Consider the following 14,435-nt stretch of genomic DNA (forward strand, 5'->3'; position numbering starts at 1 on the left):
TGCTACGGCGTCATGGCGACCACCGGCCCGTCGGCCATGAACACGCCGGTATCGACCGGACCGTGTCCGGTGGGGGTGAGGCTGCCGTCGGGCCGGATCGTGTAGGTGTGCACTCGGCTGGTGCCGTGTGCGGTCAGGACGTCGACCAGGTACAGGTGCCGACCATCCGGGTGTAGTGCCACCTGGCCCGGCAGGGTCGCCGCCGGGCCCGGATACGGTGAGCCGGGCAGTGGGGTGAGCGCGCCGTCGGCGTGGACGGCGAACCCTGCGATGGAATCGATTCCGGCCAGCGCCGGGCCGACGGCATTCGGCACGTACAGCCGGGTGCCGTCCGGGGTGAGTACGGCACCGTGCGGTACCCCGCCGGTCGGATACGGCGAGCCCGGGGTGGGGGTGAGCTCGCCGGTCGGGCCGACGGCGAAGCCGGACAGGCTCGTGCCGAACTCGTCACTCGAGTAGAGGAACCGGCCGTCCGGGGTGTGCGCCGGGGCGACCGGTCCGAGTCCGACCCGTGTGGTCTCCAGTGGGGTGAGCTCGCCCGCCGGCCCGATGGCGTAGCTGGACAGGGTGTTTCCGAGGTAGGTCGCCACGCGTAGAAACCGCCCGTCCGGATCGACCCGGGCCATGCCCACCGCGCTCAGCCTGGCCACCGGAACCGACGGTGCACCGGTCGGGGTGAGGGCCCCCGAACCGGTCACGGCGAAGGAGGTGACTCGGCCCGGAAGGCCTCCGGTCACCACGAACAGGTGGGCTCCATCAGGGCTCAGGGCCGCCGCCGTCGGTGGTGCGTCGAGGCCGATCTCGGCGCCGGGGATGCTGTGCAGCGCTCCGTCGTCGCCGAGGCGGTAGCCGGTGACGGTCGAGTTGCCGGCCTGCGGTACATACACGGTTCGGCCATCGGGTGCGACGACGAGCGACAGTACCCCGAAGCCGGTGGGGAACGGGCTCCCGGGTACTTCCGTCAGGGATCCGTCGGCACCGGTTCGGAGGACGCTGATGCCCATCGATGCGGTTCCGGCGGTGAGCAGGAAGTGATCGGCCGCCGGCTGGGCTGTGGCGGTGGGGGCGATGGTCGAGCCGGAGACGCCGAGTGCTGTGACAGCCGCTGCTACGGCACGTCGAATTCGGCCGCAGCCGGCTCGGGGTGGGGTTGGTGGGGGTGAATCTGTCATCGGGTGATCTCCTCGTCCAGAACGTCGGTGGTCGTGCGGCTCGGAGCCGCGCTGCAGAATGGCATAAAATATATGTGGCCGCAAAGGTTCGGCAGGCGTTCTGCAGTGGCGGCACCGGACTTCGGCTGGTTCGGGTCCCGGGGTGCGGCGGATTGGTCCGGGTGCGGCCGTGTGAGGCCGAAAATGTGGCCGGACTCCGATCGATTTGCCGGAAAGTGTCGACCTCCTCCTGTGATGTGGTGCACACTATATTGTGCATAATGTGGCAGACGTTGCTGTCTGCCGGAAGTACACGGAGGTATCGGCACCTGATGTTCAGGAATGCTCGGAAGAATCCGCGGCGCATCGCCCTCGGGCTCGCGGCCGCACTGGCCCTGTCTGTTTCGCCCGCACTGGCGCACGCCGAACCCGGCGCGGCGCCGCGGTATCTGATGGTCGGAGGGACCGGGTCGGCGAACATCGGCGTGCTGCGCATCGAGCCGGACGGGGCCCTGACCGAGGTGCCCGGGTCGCCGTTCGCCAGCGACACCGGCTCGCTCACCCTGGAACTCACCCCCGACGGTCGTCGTGCGTACGCGGCGCACGTCGTCTCGGGGTCGATCATCGGGTACGACCTGGCAGCCGACGGATCGATGACCGAGATCCCCGGGTCGCGGATGGACCTCGGAGCGCCGGTGATCGGGCTGGTCGGCACTCCCGACGGCTCGCGGATGTTCGCCACGATCGGTGGAGCCGTCAACGAGGTGCGGTCGTTCGACGTCGGCGAATCCGGCAGGCTGGTGCCCACCGGGGCGCCGGCGACGCGCGTGCCCGGGCTCAGCGGCATGAGCCTGCCTGCGATCACGCCGGACGGGCGCACGCTGGTGGTCAATAGTTTCGTCGCTGCTACCGTGTCCAGTTTCGCCATCGAAGCAGATGGTTCGCTCACGCAGGTCGGGCAGCCGCTGCCGGCCGGTGACCGGTCCGCGCTGCCGGAAATCACGCCGGACGGCCGGTTCGTCTACGTCAGCAACGAAGGCAGCAGCAGCGTCTCCGGCTACGCGATCGGCCCCGACGGCGCGCTGTCGCCGTTGCCGGGGTCTCCGTATCCCACCGGCGGCACACCGCACGGTACCGAGATCACGGCCGACGGCAGCCGGATGTATGTCCCGGCATCGACCGGGCTCCGAATCGACGGGTTCGCGATCGGTGCCGATGGTTCCCTCACCCCGCTGCCGGGCTCGCCGTACTCGACTCCGCCCGGCGCCATGCCCGGCCGCGTGGTGCTCGGTCCGGGGGAGCGGCACCTCTACGACATCGACACCCTCACCGTGCACGGCACCGCCCAGGTGCACATCTACGACATCGCTGCCGACGGCAGCATCGCCCTGTCCGGCCTGCCCGCCGCCGACACCGAAGTGCTGTGGCACGACGGCCCGTCCGGCCACGTGACCCCGGTCCGCCGCTGACGGCCGGGTGGGCCGACTTCGGTCGGCCCACCCACCGGCAACGACACGATTCGTCACCGTCGACGATCCGAGGAGATGCAGTGACAACGGCCGAATCCGAGACCCCCCATGCCGAGAATCCGCCGGCCGCAACCGGCCGGGGTTCGCTGCGTTCTCGACTCGGCGCCAGCGTGCGTACCCGGGTGCTGGCTATCGCGCTCATACCCAGCCTGGTGCTGTTCGGCACCGGTGCTGTGGTCGTCACGGTGCTGGGGCTGCGTGCGCACTCGGTGAAGGAATGGTCCGAATACCGGGGCACGGTCATCGATCCGATGCTCGGCTTCGTCACCTCGGTGCAGTCGGAGCGGCTCGACGCGATGCCGGGACGAGCCGGCGCGGCGGACCGATCGGCGGTCCGGGCGGATACCGATCGCGCCCTGGCCGAGATCGGGCGGATCGCTGCCGGAGCGCAGGCGATCGACCAGGACACCGGCGCCGAATCGACGCGGGAACTGATCGACCTGCTCACTCGCATCCCGGAGGTGCGCGGATCCATCGATGCGGGGGGAGCCACGGTCTCCGAGATCGACGACTACTACTCCGCGATGATCGGTGCGACGATGGCGTCGGGATACGAGAGCGCCCGGTTCAAGTCGTCGGACACCACGACCATGGATGCCGAGCTGACGGCGATGGATCTGCTGCGCGTAGCTGAAGGCCACTCTCGGGTGGTCGCTCTGCTGGCGGCGAATGCCGGGGACGGTATCGAAGGGGCGGCGCAGCGCCGCCGGCTGGCCGAGCTGATCGGCGCCTATCGCCAGCCACTCGAGATAGTGACCGACCGTCTGGCGCCCTCGGTGCGAGCCGGAATGCAGGCGCTGACCGGCAGTCCCGAATGGCGTACCGCCACGGCTACCGAGACCGCGTTGACCGAACGTGGTGCGGCCGCGGTTCCGCTCGGCGAATGGTTTGCCGCCGAACAGGCGGTCGATACCCGGCTGGCGGAGCTTACCGGCGACCAGTTCCGGGTATCGGTCGGGATGACCCGAGACGCCGCCGACCGGATGCTCGACCGGCTCCTGCTGGCCGCGGCCGGGATGCTGCTGTTGACACTCGTAGCCGCAGCGTTCTCGCTGGTGCTGGCCAATCGGCTGCTGCGCCGACTGCGGGCGCTGCGGTCGGCGAGCCTTGCCTCCCGGGAAAGGCTGCCCGACCTCATTCGCCGGATCCATCGCGGCGATCCGGTCGACGTGGCAGCGGAGACTGCGGTGGCCGACCGCAGCCGAGACGAGCTCGGGCAGGTCGCCGCCGCCTTCGCCGCCGCCCAGCGCACCGCCATCGACACTGCGGTCGGTGAGGCCCGCACCCGGGAGGGCTTCAACAAGGTCTTCCTCGACATCGCCTTCCGCAGTCAGGCATTGGTGCGCCGGCAGCTGGCAGTTCTCGACGCCGCCGAAGCCCGGCAGACCGACCCCGACGATCTCGACCTGCTGTTCCAGCTCGATCACCTCGCCACCAGGGCGCGCCGCAATGCCGAGAACCTGCTGATCCTCGGTGGCCGCCGCCCGGGACGGCGCTGGCGTGATCCGGTGGCGTTGTCCGATATCGTCCGCGGCGCGGTGTCGGAGACCGAAGGGTATGCGCGGGTGAACATCCACCGGATTCCTGCGGTGAACGTGCTGGGCGCCGCGGTCGCCGATCTGATCCACCTGCTGGCCGAGCTGGTCGACAATGCCACCGCATTCTCGGCACCGGAGACCCCGGTCACGGTGCACGGGACCGCCGTTGCCAAGGGGGTGGTCATCGAAATCGATGACCAGGGACTGGGGATCGGCTTCGAGGACCGCAGCCGGTGGAATCGGCTATTGGACCGCCCACCGCGCTTCCACGAGATGGCACTCGCCGACCATCGGCATCTCGGTCTCTTCGTGGTGAGCCGGTTGGCCGGGCGGCACCGTATCGCCGTCACTCTCGAAGAATCGGCCTACGGCGGTGTCAAAGCTGTCGTCCGGGTGCCCTGGTCCGTCCTCGAACAGGTCGAGCAGCCGACCGAAACGCACAGGGTACGAGCACTTCCGGATACGGACGGATCCATGCCCCTGTCGGCGCCGGTGATCACCCAGACCTCGGTGATCATGCAGACCTCGGTGCACGCATCGGCCTCGGCGCCTGCCCGTATCCCGGTCGAACTCGAATCCGGTCCACTACGGCGGACCCGGCCCGGCTCCGCGGTGGTCGATGCCGTGGCACCGGGTCCGGATCGGTCGGGTTCGGGCGCTCCGGGCCGAGCACCTTCCGACATCCGCAGCGCCATGGCGGCATTGCAGCGTGGTACCCGGCAGGCACGCCACGATCGCCCCTCCCGCCAGTGAGATGAATGGTCAGGACATGAACAACGAAACGACAGTGCGGCCGGCTCCGGCCGGCACGCTGAACTGGCTCGCGACCGATCTGGTTGCCCGCACCGACGGCGCGGAATGTGCGGTCGTGTTGTCCGCCGACGGCTTGGCCCTCGCCGCATCGGACGGCCTGGTTCGTGACGACGCCGAACACCTCGCGGCGATGGCGTCCGCGCTGCACAGCCTCGGCCGCGGTGTCGGGGATCGCTTCGGCAAGGGGGCCCTGCACCAGACGGTGATCGAGCTGGCACACGGCTATCTACTCGTCACCGAGGCCGGGTCCGGCACCTGCCTGGCGCTGCTCGCCGGTGCCGAGGCCGACCTGGGCCTGGTCGCCTACGAGATGAACGTGATCGTCGAACAGGTGCGGGAACACCTCGCAGCGACGCCCCGAATATCGCATCGGTCGTGAACGAGCGCCCTGATCCGGGGTGGGCGGATGCCGAGGATGATCCGGGCCCGCTGGTCCGACCGTATGCGGTGACCCGGGGCCGGGTCGGTCGGGATCTACCGGACCTGGACCTGCTCACGCTGGTGATCTCCGCCGGTTCGGCGGCCGACGCGGCCGCCTTAGATCGCGAATATGCCGAGATCTACCGGCGCTGCCTGGTCCGGCCGCTGTCCGTCGGTGAACTCGCCGCCCATCTGGATCTGCTGGTCGCGACGGTAAAGGTACTGGTCAATGATCTGATCGAGGCAGGCTATGTGCAGTACCGGTCACCGCCCCCGCCCGACGTCGGCCCGGACCCTGCCCTACTGGCGGCCGTGCTGGACGGTCTCCGCAAGCTCTGACGGGATTCCCGGGTGTCAGGGCTGTCCTGGGCGCAGAGCGACCAGCAGGGCGTCGCAGTCCGCCACGATGGTGCCGTCGCTGCGGGTCAGCCGGGCCTCGACATGCATTTTCCGGCCTTCGACCCGAGTTATTTCGCCGGACAGCGTTATCGGCTCGTTCACCGGGGTGACCGCGCGATAGTTGACGTGCAGATACGCCGTGCGTCCCACCGGTAGACCGCGGCCGTAGAGGATCCAGCCGACGTGCTCGTCGAACAGGTGCGCAATGACGCCACCGTGCGCGGCCGAGTTGCCGCCGACATGGAACCGGCTGAGTCGGATCGTGCTGCGAATGCCCGCTGCGGTGATGCTGTCGAGACGCGAGGGCGTGTTCAGCAGGCTGCCCCGGCCGGGGAGGTCGGCGGCCCGGTTGGCCGGGCCGTGTCCCTCCTGGCGTTCAGGGTGCGGCGCAAGGGTTTTCGTCACGGCTTCCACCTGTCGTGCGGCCCGTTCGTAGACGTCGTCGGACGCGTCCGTCGAGACGGCGAGATCCATGAGTGACCGCATTGCCGCGACGAACTCTCCGAATGTCGGCGGTGGCTCGATCGAGCTGAACTTCGGGAACTCACCACGTCGGTCGACGATCTGCGCGGGGTGGCCGTCGGGGGAGGGTGACACGGACACTTCCTTTGCTCTGCGATATGGGAAACGTCACACATAATATATTGTACTGCCGTACTCTCCTCGTTGTCCGGATGCGATACCGGACGTTCGACAGCAGACAGAGAGGGTCGGCACGGTGAGCACCACGCCCGAAACACGTCCCGCCACCATGCGGCGCATCGCCCTGGCCAGCGGGATCGGCACCGTCATCGAGTACTACGACTTCTTCATCTTCGCCACCGCTGCGGCCCTGGTCTTTCCGAAGGTGTTCTTCCCGGCTCTGGGAACGGCCGCCGGAACAGTGGCGTCGTTCGCGACCCTGGGCGTCGCCTTCGTCGCACGGCCGGTCGGATCGGTCGTCTTCGGTCACTTCGGCGACCGGATCGGCCGGAAGCAGACCCTGGTCGCGACCCTGCTGATCATGGGACTGGCCACCGCCGCCGTCGGTGTCATGCCGACCGCCGATCAGATCGGGGTGATCGCGCCGATCCTGGTCGTCGTGCTGCGGTTCCTGCAGGGTCTCGCGGTCGGTGGCGAATGGACCGGTGCGACCCTGATGGCCGCCGAGAACGCGCCGCAGGACAAGCGCGGGTTCTGGTCGGTCTTCGGTTCGTTCGGCGGTTCGATCGGCCTGGTGATGGCCAGCGGTACCTTCCTGGTCACCGGCGCCACCATGAGTGACGAGACCTTCGAGACCATCGGGTGGCGGATTCCCTTCCTGACCAGCCTGCTGCTGGTCGTGGTCGGCCTGGTCGTGCGGCTGCGGATCGACGAGACGCCGGTGTTCACCGAGGAGACCGGCCGACACGGCACCGCCCGGATTCCGCTGCTCGAGGCTGTGAAACGGCAGCCGCGCGAAGTCCTGTTCGCCTCCGGCGTGCTGGTGATGGTGTTCGCGTTCTACTACCTCGCCGTCAGCTATTTCCTCAGCTACGGGACCACGCACCTGGACCTGAGCCGCACCACCGTGCTCGCGATCAGCATCGTGTCGGGGACGGTGTTCGGGGTCGCCATGATGCTCGGCGCATGGCTGTCGGATCGGATCGGCCGCAAGCGGATTCTGGTGACCGCCAACGCAGTCGCGGTGGTCTGGGCACTGGTGCTGTTTCCGATCGTCGACAGCGGCGGAGTGGTGACCTATGCCGTCTGCGCCTCGGTGACCACACTGATCGCCGGCGCCGGATACGGCCCGGTCGGCGCGTTCCTGCCCGAACTCTTCCAGACCCGGTACCGGTACACCGCCAGCGGCGCCACCTACAACCTGGCCGGCATTCTCGGCGGCGCGATTCCACCGCTGCTCGCCGCCGCGATCACCGAAACCTACGGCGGCTTCGCCTTCGGCGTCTTCCTCTCCGCGCTGTGCCTGATCAGCCTGTCCTGCTTGCTCGCCCTGCCCGAGACCCAGCACACCCGGATGGATGCGGTGGGCGTCGATGCCGAGGACATCACCGTGCGCTGACCCCTCCCCATCGTGGTTGCCGACGTGGATCGATCTGCCCCAGGTTCGTATTCGTCGAACGATCGACTGTCCCGCCACGGCAGAGGTGTCATCTTTCCAACTGGGAAGGATCTTTCCTAGGCACGTTTCCGGCCTATTCGGCATGCGGGAGCGCTCATACATTGGCCTTGTAGCCAGAGAGTAGCCAGAGAACAGGACGGGAAAGATTCATGGCAGTAAGCAGCAAGACGGTGGCGGTCAAGGGCTGGGCCTGGGACATCGCAGCGGACATCTACTTCCCCCCGGGGTTCGACGAGTCGAAGGTGTACCCGACGATCGTCTCCGCCCACCCGACTGGCAGCTGCAAGGCGCAGACCTCGGGCAATGTCTACGGTACGGCGCTCGCCGAGGCGGGATTCGTGGTGGCGGCGTTCGATGCGAGCTTCCAGGGTGACAGCGGCGGCGATCCGCGGTCGGTCGAGGACCCCGGTTTCCGGACCAGCGACTTCAGCTTCGTGATCGATCACCTCGTCACCCTGCCCTACGTCGATGCCGACAACATCGGTGTGCTCGCGATCTGCGGCGGTGCAGGGTATGCGGTGGCGGCCACCAAGATCGACCGCCGGATCAAGGCGCTCGGGACCGTGGTCGGGAGCAACGTCGGCCGGCTGATGCGCGAGGGCTTCTCGGAGTACAACCCGATGGGGATGCTGGAGGCCATTGCGGCGCAGCGAACTGCGGAGGCCCGCGGGCAGGCCCAGGTGATCAACGATCTGCTGCCGCCGTCTGTCGATGCCGCGCAGCAGGCGGGTATCACCGATATCGACGTGGTCGAGGCCACCGAGTACTACAAGACCGATCGTGGTCAGGCTCCCGGCGGCAAGACGAGCTTCAACTTCGGCCGCCAGGCCGCCCTGGCCGACTGGGACGCATACGACCGCGTGGAGGTCTTTCTCACGCAGCCCCTGTGCGTCGTGATCGGCGACAAGGTCGGTGCCTTCGCGTCCCAGCGGCTGAGCATGGAGCTGTACGGTCGCGCCGCGTCCGAGGAAAAGCAGCTCGTGGTGGTGGCGGGTGCGTCGCACTACGACCTGTACGACAAGCCGGGCCCGACCGGTGAAGCACTGGAGAACCTGGTGCCGTTCTACCGCAAGCACCTGAGCTGATCGGCTCGACACAATGGAGCGAGGGCAGCCGGAACACCGGCTGCCCTCGCTCTTGTCGTCGGACGGTGTGAACGTCACTGTGGGCCGAATCAGCACCCATACGATATATTGTGCATAAGTGAGTCGGGTCACAGGAGTTCGGATATGGGTAATGCCGCCATGCGCCGCGACGTCGCGGAGCTTCGGGACGTCGTCGTCGATATCGCCGAGACCACGAACCGATTGCTCGATCCGGACGCTGCCGGGATCCGGCCGACCGGCGACCACCCGCAGTCGGAACAGACCCTGGACGACCTCTGGGACCTGGTGGCCACCGAACTGCTCCGGGAGACGACCGCGGGGGACCCGGCATCCAGCAGGATGGCGGAGCTGGTCGGACTGCTCGATCGAATCAGGACTGCCGAGGTGCGGCGGGCCCGCCTGCAGCTCACGGACCGCACGCGGGCGCTGACGGAGCTGCGGGCCGCGTTGGCCGAACTCGGTGCGCAGGACACCGTCGACGGACTCCTCGCGCGAACCCCCGAAGCAGCGTGCCGACTCGGGTTCGACCGGGCACTCGTATCCACCGTCGACGGGTCCTGGCGGTTGCACACGATGTGTGTCGTCGCCGATCCCGGCTGGGCCGAGGAGATCGTCGCAGTGGGCCGGGAGAATCCGCCCGTCCTCGACCGCACTCTGGTCGAGAACGACTCCGTGGTGGGTGCCCGGGCAACCCTGGTCCAGGATGTCCAGGAGAATCCGCGGGTCAACCGACCGCTCGCCGAGATCACCAAGTCGTCGTCATACGGCATCGCACCACTCCTGGTCGACGGGGAGGTGGTCGGCCTGGTGCACGGCGACTACTACCACCAGCAGCGCGTGCTCACCGAGGCGGACCGCAGTCTGTTGTCGTCTTTCGCCGCCGGACTCAGTCAATGCCTGGCCCGGGTGACACTGCTGGAGGGGATGACGGAGATCCGAACGCAGCTCGACGGCCTGTCCAGGTGGCGCACGCCCGGCGCTGCGGTCACCGCATCGGTCACGGCCGGTCGTGACGACGACGCCGTGCTCACCCGGCGCGAAGTGCAGATTGTCCGGTGTCTGGCCGCCGGTGATTCGAACGGCAGGATTGCCCGGCGCCTGACTATCACCGAGGGCACTGTCAAATCTCACATCACGCGCATCCTGCGCAAGCTCGGTGCCGCCAACCGGGCGGAGGCGGTATCGATCTGGTTGCGCAATGCGGCCGCGCCGGCCGTCCTCCCACGCGCCTGATCCGAACCCGAGCCGAAGGTCGCAAGAACTTCACACCCGCGTCAGATGTCCTCGCCCCCCTCCGCGCGGGATGGTGATCCGTGACACACGAGCGGCCGGTGACCGATCAGTCGCAGCGGCACACGGAGACGAAAGGCGCAGCAATGACGCAGGGTGAGCGGGTGGCCGACTGGATAGTCGGCATCGATGTGGGTGGCACGTTCACCGACATCATCGGCCTGAACCGGGGCACCGGAGAGATCCGCGACGGCAAGGTCCTGTCCACGAAGGAACAGGAGAACGGTGTACTGCAGGCACTGTCGGCGATCGACGTCGTGGTCCCGGAGGTCGCCGAGATCGTGCACGGGCACACTGTCGGGATCAATGCCCTGCTGAGCCGGACCGGCGAACCCACCGGCCTCATCGCGACCCGCGGCCACCGGGACCTGCTGGACATCGGGCGAATGCACCGCGAATTCGGTGACCGATTCTACGACCCCACCTGGCTGCGCCCGCACCAGGAACGCCCCATCGTCGCCCGCGAATCGCGGTTCGGTGTGCCGGAACGACTCCGCTACGACGGCACCGAACTGCTGGCCCTGGACGAGGATGCCGTTCGCCGGGCCGTCCGGGACCTGGCGGAGCGAGGCACCCGATCGGTGGCGGTCTGCATGATGAACTCCTACGTCGATGCCGGCCACGAGCGCCGGGCCGCCGAGATCGTCGCCGAGGAACTTCCGGACGCCTACATCCAGACCTCCGCCCTCTATCCGGTGACCAGAGAGCACGAACGGACCGCGACCGTCGCTCTCGACGCCTACGTAGGCCCGGCGGTGGTCGGCTATCTGAATCGCCTGATGACGCGGCTGTCCGAGCAGGACTATCAGGGCACGTTGTGGATCATGATGATGAACGGCGGCGTCGCGACGTTCGCCGACGCCGGCCGCGCGCCCGTATTCCAGCTGGTATCGGGGCCGGTCGGGGGAGTCAGCGGCAGTGTCAAACTGGCCTCCGACAGCGACGCGCCGAATCTGCTGACCATCGACGTCGGCGGCACCAGCACCGACGTCGCCGCGATCCGCAACGGCAAAACGCCGCTCACCGACACCTGGACCCTGGAAACCGGACTGACACTCACCATGCCGCTGGTCGATGTCGAGAGCATCGGATCCGGCGCCGGCAGCCTGATCCGGCCCAGCGCACTGGGCACCGTGGCAGTCGGTCCGGCCTCGGCGGGCTCGAACCCAGGCCCGGTCTGTTACCGGCGCGGTGGCGGCGAACCCACGCTGACGGATGCCTGTGCCGCACTCGGGATCCTGCAACCCGACCTGTTCGCCGATGGTGCCATCCGGCTGGATGTCGCGGCCGCGGTCGAGGCACTCCGCACGACCGGTGAACAGTGGGGAATGTCGGCCACCGAGCTGGCTTCGGCCGCCTACGAGATCGCCTGCCAGGATATTGCCGCCAAGGTACGCAGTATCTCGGTCTACCGGGGCCTCGACGTCCGCGAGTTCGCGTTGCAGCCCTCCGGTTCAGCCGGGCCGATGCTCGCCGACCGGGTGGCCCGGATTCTCGGAGTGGACAAGGTGATCGTGCCGCGTAGTCCCGGGCAGTTCTCCGCGCTCGGCCTCCTGCGCAGCGATCTGATGGTCACCCGGGCGCAATCGATCATGACCCCGCTGGCTCCCGAGTACGCCGACGACATCGAAACCGCCTACGCCACCTTGCAGGACCGCATCCGGGACGATCTGAAGCGCCAGGGAGTCGACGTGACGCGGCTGCGCTTCGACCGGGCATTGTTCGCGATGTACCGCGGACAAACCTGGGACAACCGCATGCCGATCGACGCCGCCGCGCTCACCGCCGACGCGGTCTCGGCCCTGATCCCCGCCTTCCACGAGTTCTACCGGGAGTCCTACGGGTTCGCCGCCACCGAGATCCCCGTCGTGGTGTCGACAGTGGAAGTGACAGCCGTGATTCCACGGGAGAACAGCAGTGCCGCACCCGTTCCGGAGGACGGCGATTCCTTCCTGCGGACAACACGACTGTCGGTGCCGGGCACCACCGAACCCACGGAGGTGGCCATCCACATCCGCGAACGGATGGCAGCACACGAGTCCGTACCCGGTCCCGCCCTGATCGCCGAGAAGTTCGCCACCACCCTGGTCCTGCCGGGCCGCCGGGCCTACGCGGACGACGACCTGAACCTGATCATCGAGCCGCTGCGCTGAGGAGCCGACCATGACCACCACCGAACCCGAGACCATCAGCCCCGGTATCGATGTCGAGATCGACATGCTCCGCTACGGGCTCACCGAAGTGGCCCGCGAAATGCTCGACTCGCTGATGCGCAGCGCATTCTCCCCGGTCTGCCGCGACATCCTGGACTGCACCAGCGCCATCCACATGCGGACCGACGACGGCTGGGAGACCGTCGCATTGTGGGAGGGGTGCATGCAGCACGCGTTCACCGCACCGCACATCGCGAACTTCGTGATGGACGACTGGGACATCGACACCATGCAGCCCGGTGACGTGATCTTCGTCAACGATCCCTGGCGCGGCACCATCCACCAGTCCGACGTCAACCTGTTACGCCCCGTCTTCGTCGACGGCCGCGTCGAGTTCCTGCTCCATTCCACCTCGCACCTCGTCGATCTCGGCGGTGCGATCCCCGGCGGTTTCGCCAACGGCACCCAGACACATTTCGAAGAACAACTGAAACTGCCACCGACGCTGCTGTACGCCGGCGACGTTCCGGTGCGCCCGACCTTCAACTTCCTGCTGGAGAACAACCGGGTTCCTCAGCTCGTTCTCGGCGATCTGCGCGCCCTGCACGGCTGCCTGGTCGTGGGGGAGCGGCAGCTGCAGGACCTGATCGCGCGCAGCAGCCTGGAGAAGGTGCGGGCGGCCGGGCGGTACGCCGTCGAAGCGACCGAGGCGAGCATGCGGCGCGGGATCGCGAACATCCCCGACGGCGATTACACCGCCGAAGACTTTCTCGACGAGGACGGGGTCGGCGACGAACCGATCCCGGTGGCGGTAACTGTGAAGGTGCGCGGCGATTCCATGGAGATCGACTTCTCCGGTTCGGGCCGCCAGCCGCTCGGAAACTGCGGTACCGCCTGGTGTGAGGCCACCCGCTGCATCGAGGCGGTGAAACTCATGGTCGACCCGTCCACACCGGTCAACAGCGGAACCCTGCGGCCGATCGAAACGCTGCTACCGGCCGGCAGCGTCGTTCAAGTGCTGCCGCCGTCGAGCTGCTCCAACCACGCCGACATCGGCGCGCGCGGAATCAACGTCGTCACCCAGGCACTGAGCAAAGCCACCGACGAGGCGTTCGCCTGTGACACCGGAACAGCGGTCGTCGTCAGCCTGGGCGGCATCGACACCCGCCCCGGCCACGAGGGAATTCCGTGGGGCGCCTTCGCTCTCGCCGGTGGCGGATGGGGCGGCACCTGGAAGGAAGACGGCGTCTCCTTCTGCGTGATCCCGATCGGCAACTGCCGCACCTCGGTCCAGGAACACCTCGAGATCGAAAGCCCCCTCGTGGTGGTCCAGCACGAAATGGTGATCGACACCGCCGGCGCAGGCGAATTCCGCGGCGGCATGGGCTCGGTGTACTCGATCTACGCCGAATCCGACACCATGGTCACCATCACCGCCGACCGCGTCCGGACCGGCGCACCCGGCTCCCTCGGCGGCGGTGCTGGTGCACCCGCATTCGGCTGGTACATAGCGAACTTCGACCTCGCCCGGCACGGCGACGCCCTGGATCTCCGTGGCGCGGAACCGCTGTTCGGGATGTTCGACGACGAGGGACGCCCCGATCCGAACCACGGTGAATTCGGCAACGGAGCCCGGTACCGGACCGGAAAGTTCTCCGGACTGACCCTGAAGGCCGGAGATGCCCTGCGCTTTGTGATCGGTGGTGGAGGCGGCTGGGGCGACCCGCTCCGGCGGGACCCGGACCGCGTCGCCGCCGACGTCCGGGGCGGGCTGGTCAGCACGGAATCCGCGGCGGCCGCCTACGGCGTGGTCGTCACCGACGGCACGGTCGACCAGTCGGCAACGGAATCCCGCCGGGCACAACTGGCCGGCCGCCGCGCCCGTGCGGAGTGGCAGGTTCCGGTGGCCTGCCCCATCACCTGGACCCTCTGAAC

11 protein-coding genes are annotated in these 14,435 nt (G+C 68.0%); 9 read left to right on the forward strand and 2 right to left on the reverse strand.

Features of this window, described 5'->3' with window-relative positions; all coding sequences use genetic code 11:
• Positions 1–2: 2 nt before the first annotated feature.
• A complete protein-coding gene (locus AC1HFH_RS13485; RefSeq protein ID WP_480243108.1) occupies positions 3–1,172 on the reverse strand; it encodes a lactonase family protein in 1,170 nt (389 codons plus the stop codon).
• A 311-nt stretch (positions 1,173–1,483) separates the two neighbouring features.
• Between AC1HFH_RS13485 and AC1HFH_RS13490 the strand changes: the two genes are divergently transcribed.
• From AC1HFH_RS13490 to AC1HFH_RS13505, 4 genes are all read left to right on the forward strand, one after another.
• Positions 1,484–2,620 carry a lactonase family protein gene (locus tag AC1HFH_RS13490; protein WP_480243109.1) on the forward strand — a complete coding sequence of 379 codons (1,137 nt, stop codon included), beginning with the start codon at positions 1,484–1,486 and terminating at the stop codon, positions 2,618–2,620.
• 80 nt (positions 2,621–2,700) lie between these two features.
• Positions 2,701–4,971 (forward strand): sensor histidine kinase, encoded by a 2,271-nt coding sequence (locus AC1HFH_RS13495; RefSeq protein ID WP_480243110.1) that lies wholly within the window; start codon positions 2,701–2,703, stop codon positions 4,969–4,971.
• Positions 4,972–4,987: 16 nt separating this feature from the next.
• Positions 4,988–5,410 (forward strand): roadblock/LC7 domain-containing protein, encoded by a 423-nt coding sequence (locus tag AC1HFH_RS13500; protein WP_480243111.1) that lies wholly within the window; start codon positions 4,988–4,990, stop codon positions 5,408–5,410.
• Complete coding sequence (locus tag AC1HFH_RS13505) at positions 5,407–5,790, forward strand: DUF742 domain-containing protein (protein ID WP_480243112.1); 384 nt, start codon at positions 5,407–5,409, stop codon at positions 5,788–5,790. The genes AC1HFH_RS13500 and AC1HFH_RS13505 overlap by 4 nt, the downstream gene beginning before the upstream one ends.
• Before the next feature lie 15 nt (positions 5,791–5,805).
• Here the strand turns inward: AC1HFH_RS13505 and AC1HFH_RS13510 are convergent, their stop codons facing one another.
• Positions 5,806–6,447, reverse strand: coding sequence for a PaaI family thioesterase (locus tag AC1HFH_RS13510; protein WP_480243113.1), 642 nt, complete (start codon positions 6,445–6,447; stop codon positions 5,806–5,808).
• A gap of 121 nt (positions 6,448–6,568) precedes the next feature.
• On the opposite strand from AC1HFH_RS13510, the gene AC1HFH_RS13515 reads away from it, so the two are divergent.
• From AC1HFH_RS13515 to AC1HFH_RS13535, 5 genes are all read left to right on the forward strand, one after another.
• A complete protein-coding gene (locus tag AC1HFH_RS13515) occupies positions 6,569–7,891 on the forward strand; it encodes an MFS transporter (RefSeq protein WP_480243114.1) in 1,323 nt (440 codons plus the stop codon).
• A 209-nt stretch (positions 7,892–8,100) separates the two neighbouring features.
• Entirely contained in the window at positions 8,101–9,036 is a 936-nt protein-coding gene (locus tag AC1HFH_RS13520; RefSeq protein ID WP_480243115.1) for an alpha/beta hydrolase, read from the forward strand.
• A gap of 144 nt (positions 9,037–9,180) precedes the next feature.
• Complete coding sequence (locus tag AC1HFH_RS13525; protein ID WP_480243116.1) at positions 9,181–10,290, forward strand: LuxR C-terminal-related transcriptional regulator; 1,110 nt, start codon at positions 9,181–9,183, stop codon at positions 10,288–10,290.
• Positions 10,291–10,433: 143 nt separating this feature from the next.
• Positions 10,434–12,500: a hydantoinase/oxoprolinase family protein gene (locus AC1HFH_RS13530; RefSeq protein ID WP_480243117.1), complete on the forward strand. Its 2,067-nt coding sequence runs from the start codon at positions 10,434–10,436 to the stop codon at positions 12,498–12,500.
• A 10-nt stretch (positions 12,501–12,510) separates the two neighbouring features.
• Positions 12,511–14,433: a hydantoinase B/oxoprolinase family protein gene (locus tag AC1HFH_RS13535; RefSeq protein WP_480243118.1), complete on the forward strand. Its 1,923-nt coding sequence runs from the start codon at positions 12,511–12,513 to the stop codon at positions 14,431–14,433.
• Positions 14,434–14,435: the final 2 nt, after the last annotated feature.

The organism is Nocardia sp. KT25-26, from assembly GCF_056627695.1.

Coding starts and splice junctions, on each gene's coding strand:
- AC1HFH_RS13485 (WP_480243108.1), bottom strand. CDS start 1,172: ATGACAGATTCACCCCCACCAACCCCACCCCGAGCCGGCTGCGGCCGA.
- AC1HFH_RS13490 (WP_480243109.1), top strand. CDS start 1,484: ATGTTCAGGAATGCTCGGAAGAATCCGCGGCGCATCGCCCTCGGGCTC.
- AC1HFH_RS13500 (WP_480243111.1), top strand. CDS start 4,988: ATGAACAACGAAACGACAGTGCGGCCGGCTCCGGCCGGCACGCTGAAC.
- AC1HFH_RS13520 (WP_480243115.1), top strand. CDS start 8,101: ATGGCAGTAAGCAGCAAGACGGTGGCGGTCAAGGGCTGGGCCTGGGAC.
- AC1HFH_RS13525 (WP_480243116.1), top strand. CDS start 9,181: ATGGGTAATGCCGCCATGCGCCGCGACGTCGCGGAGCTTCGGGACGTC.
- AC1HFH_RS13530 (WP_480243117.1), top strand. CDS start 10,434: ATGACGCAGGGTGAGCGGGTGGCCGACTGGATAGTCGGCATCGATGTG.
- AC1HFH_RS13535 (WP_480243118.1), top strand. CDS start 12,511: ATGACCACCACCGAACCCGAGACCATCAGCCCCGGTATCGATGTCGAG.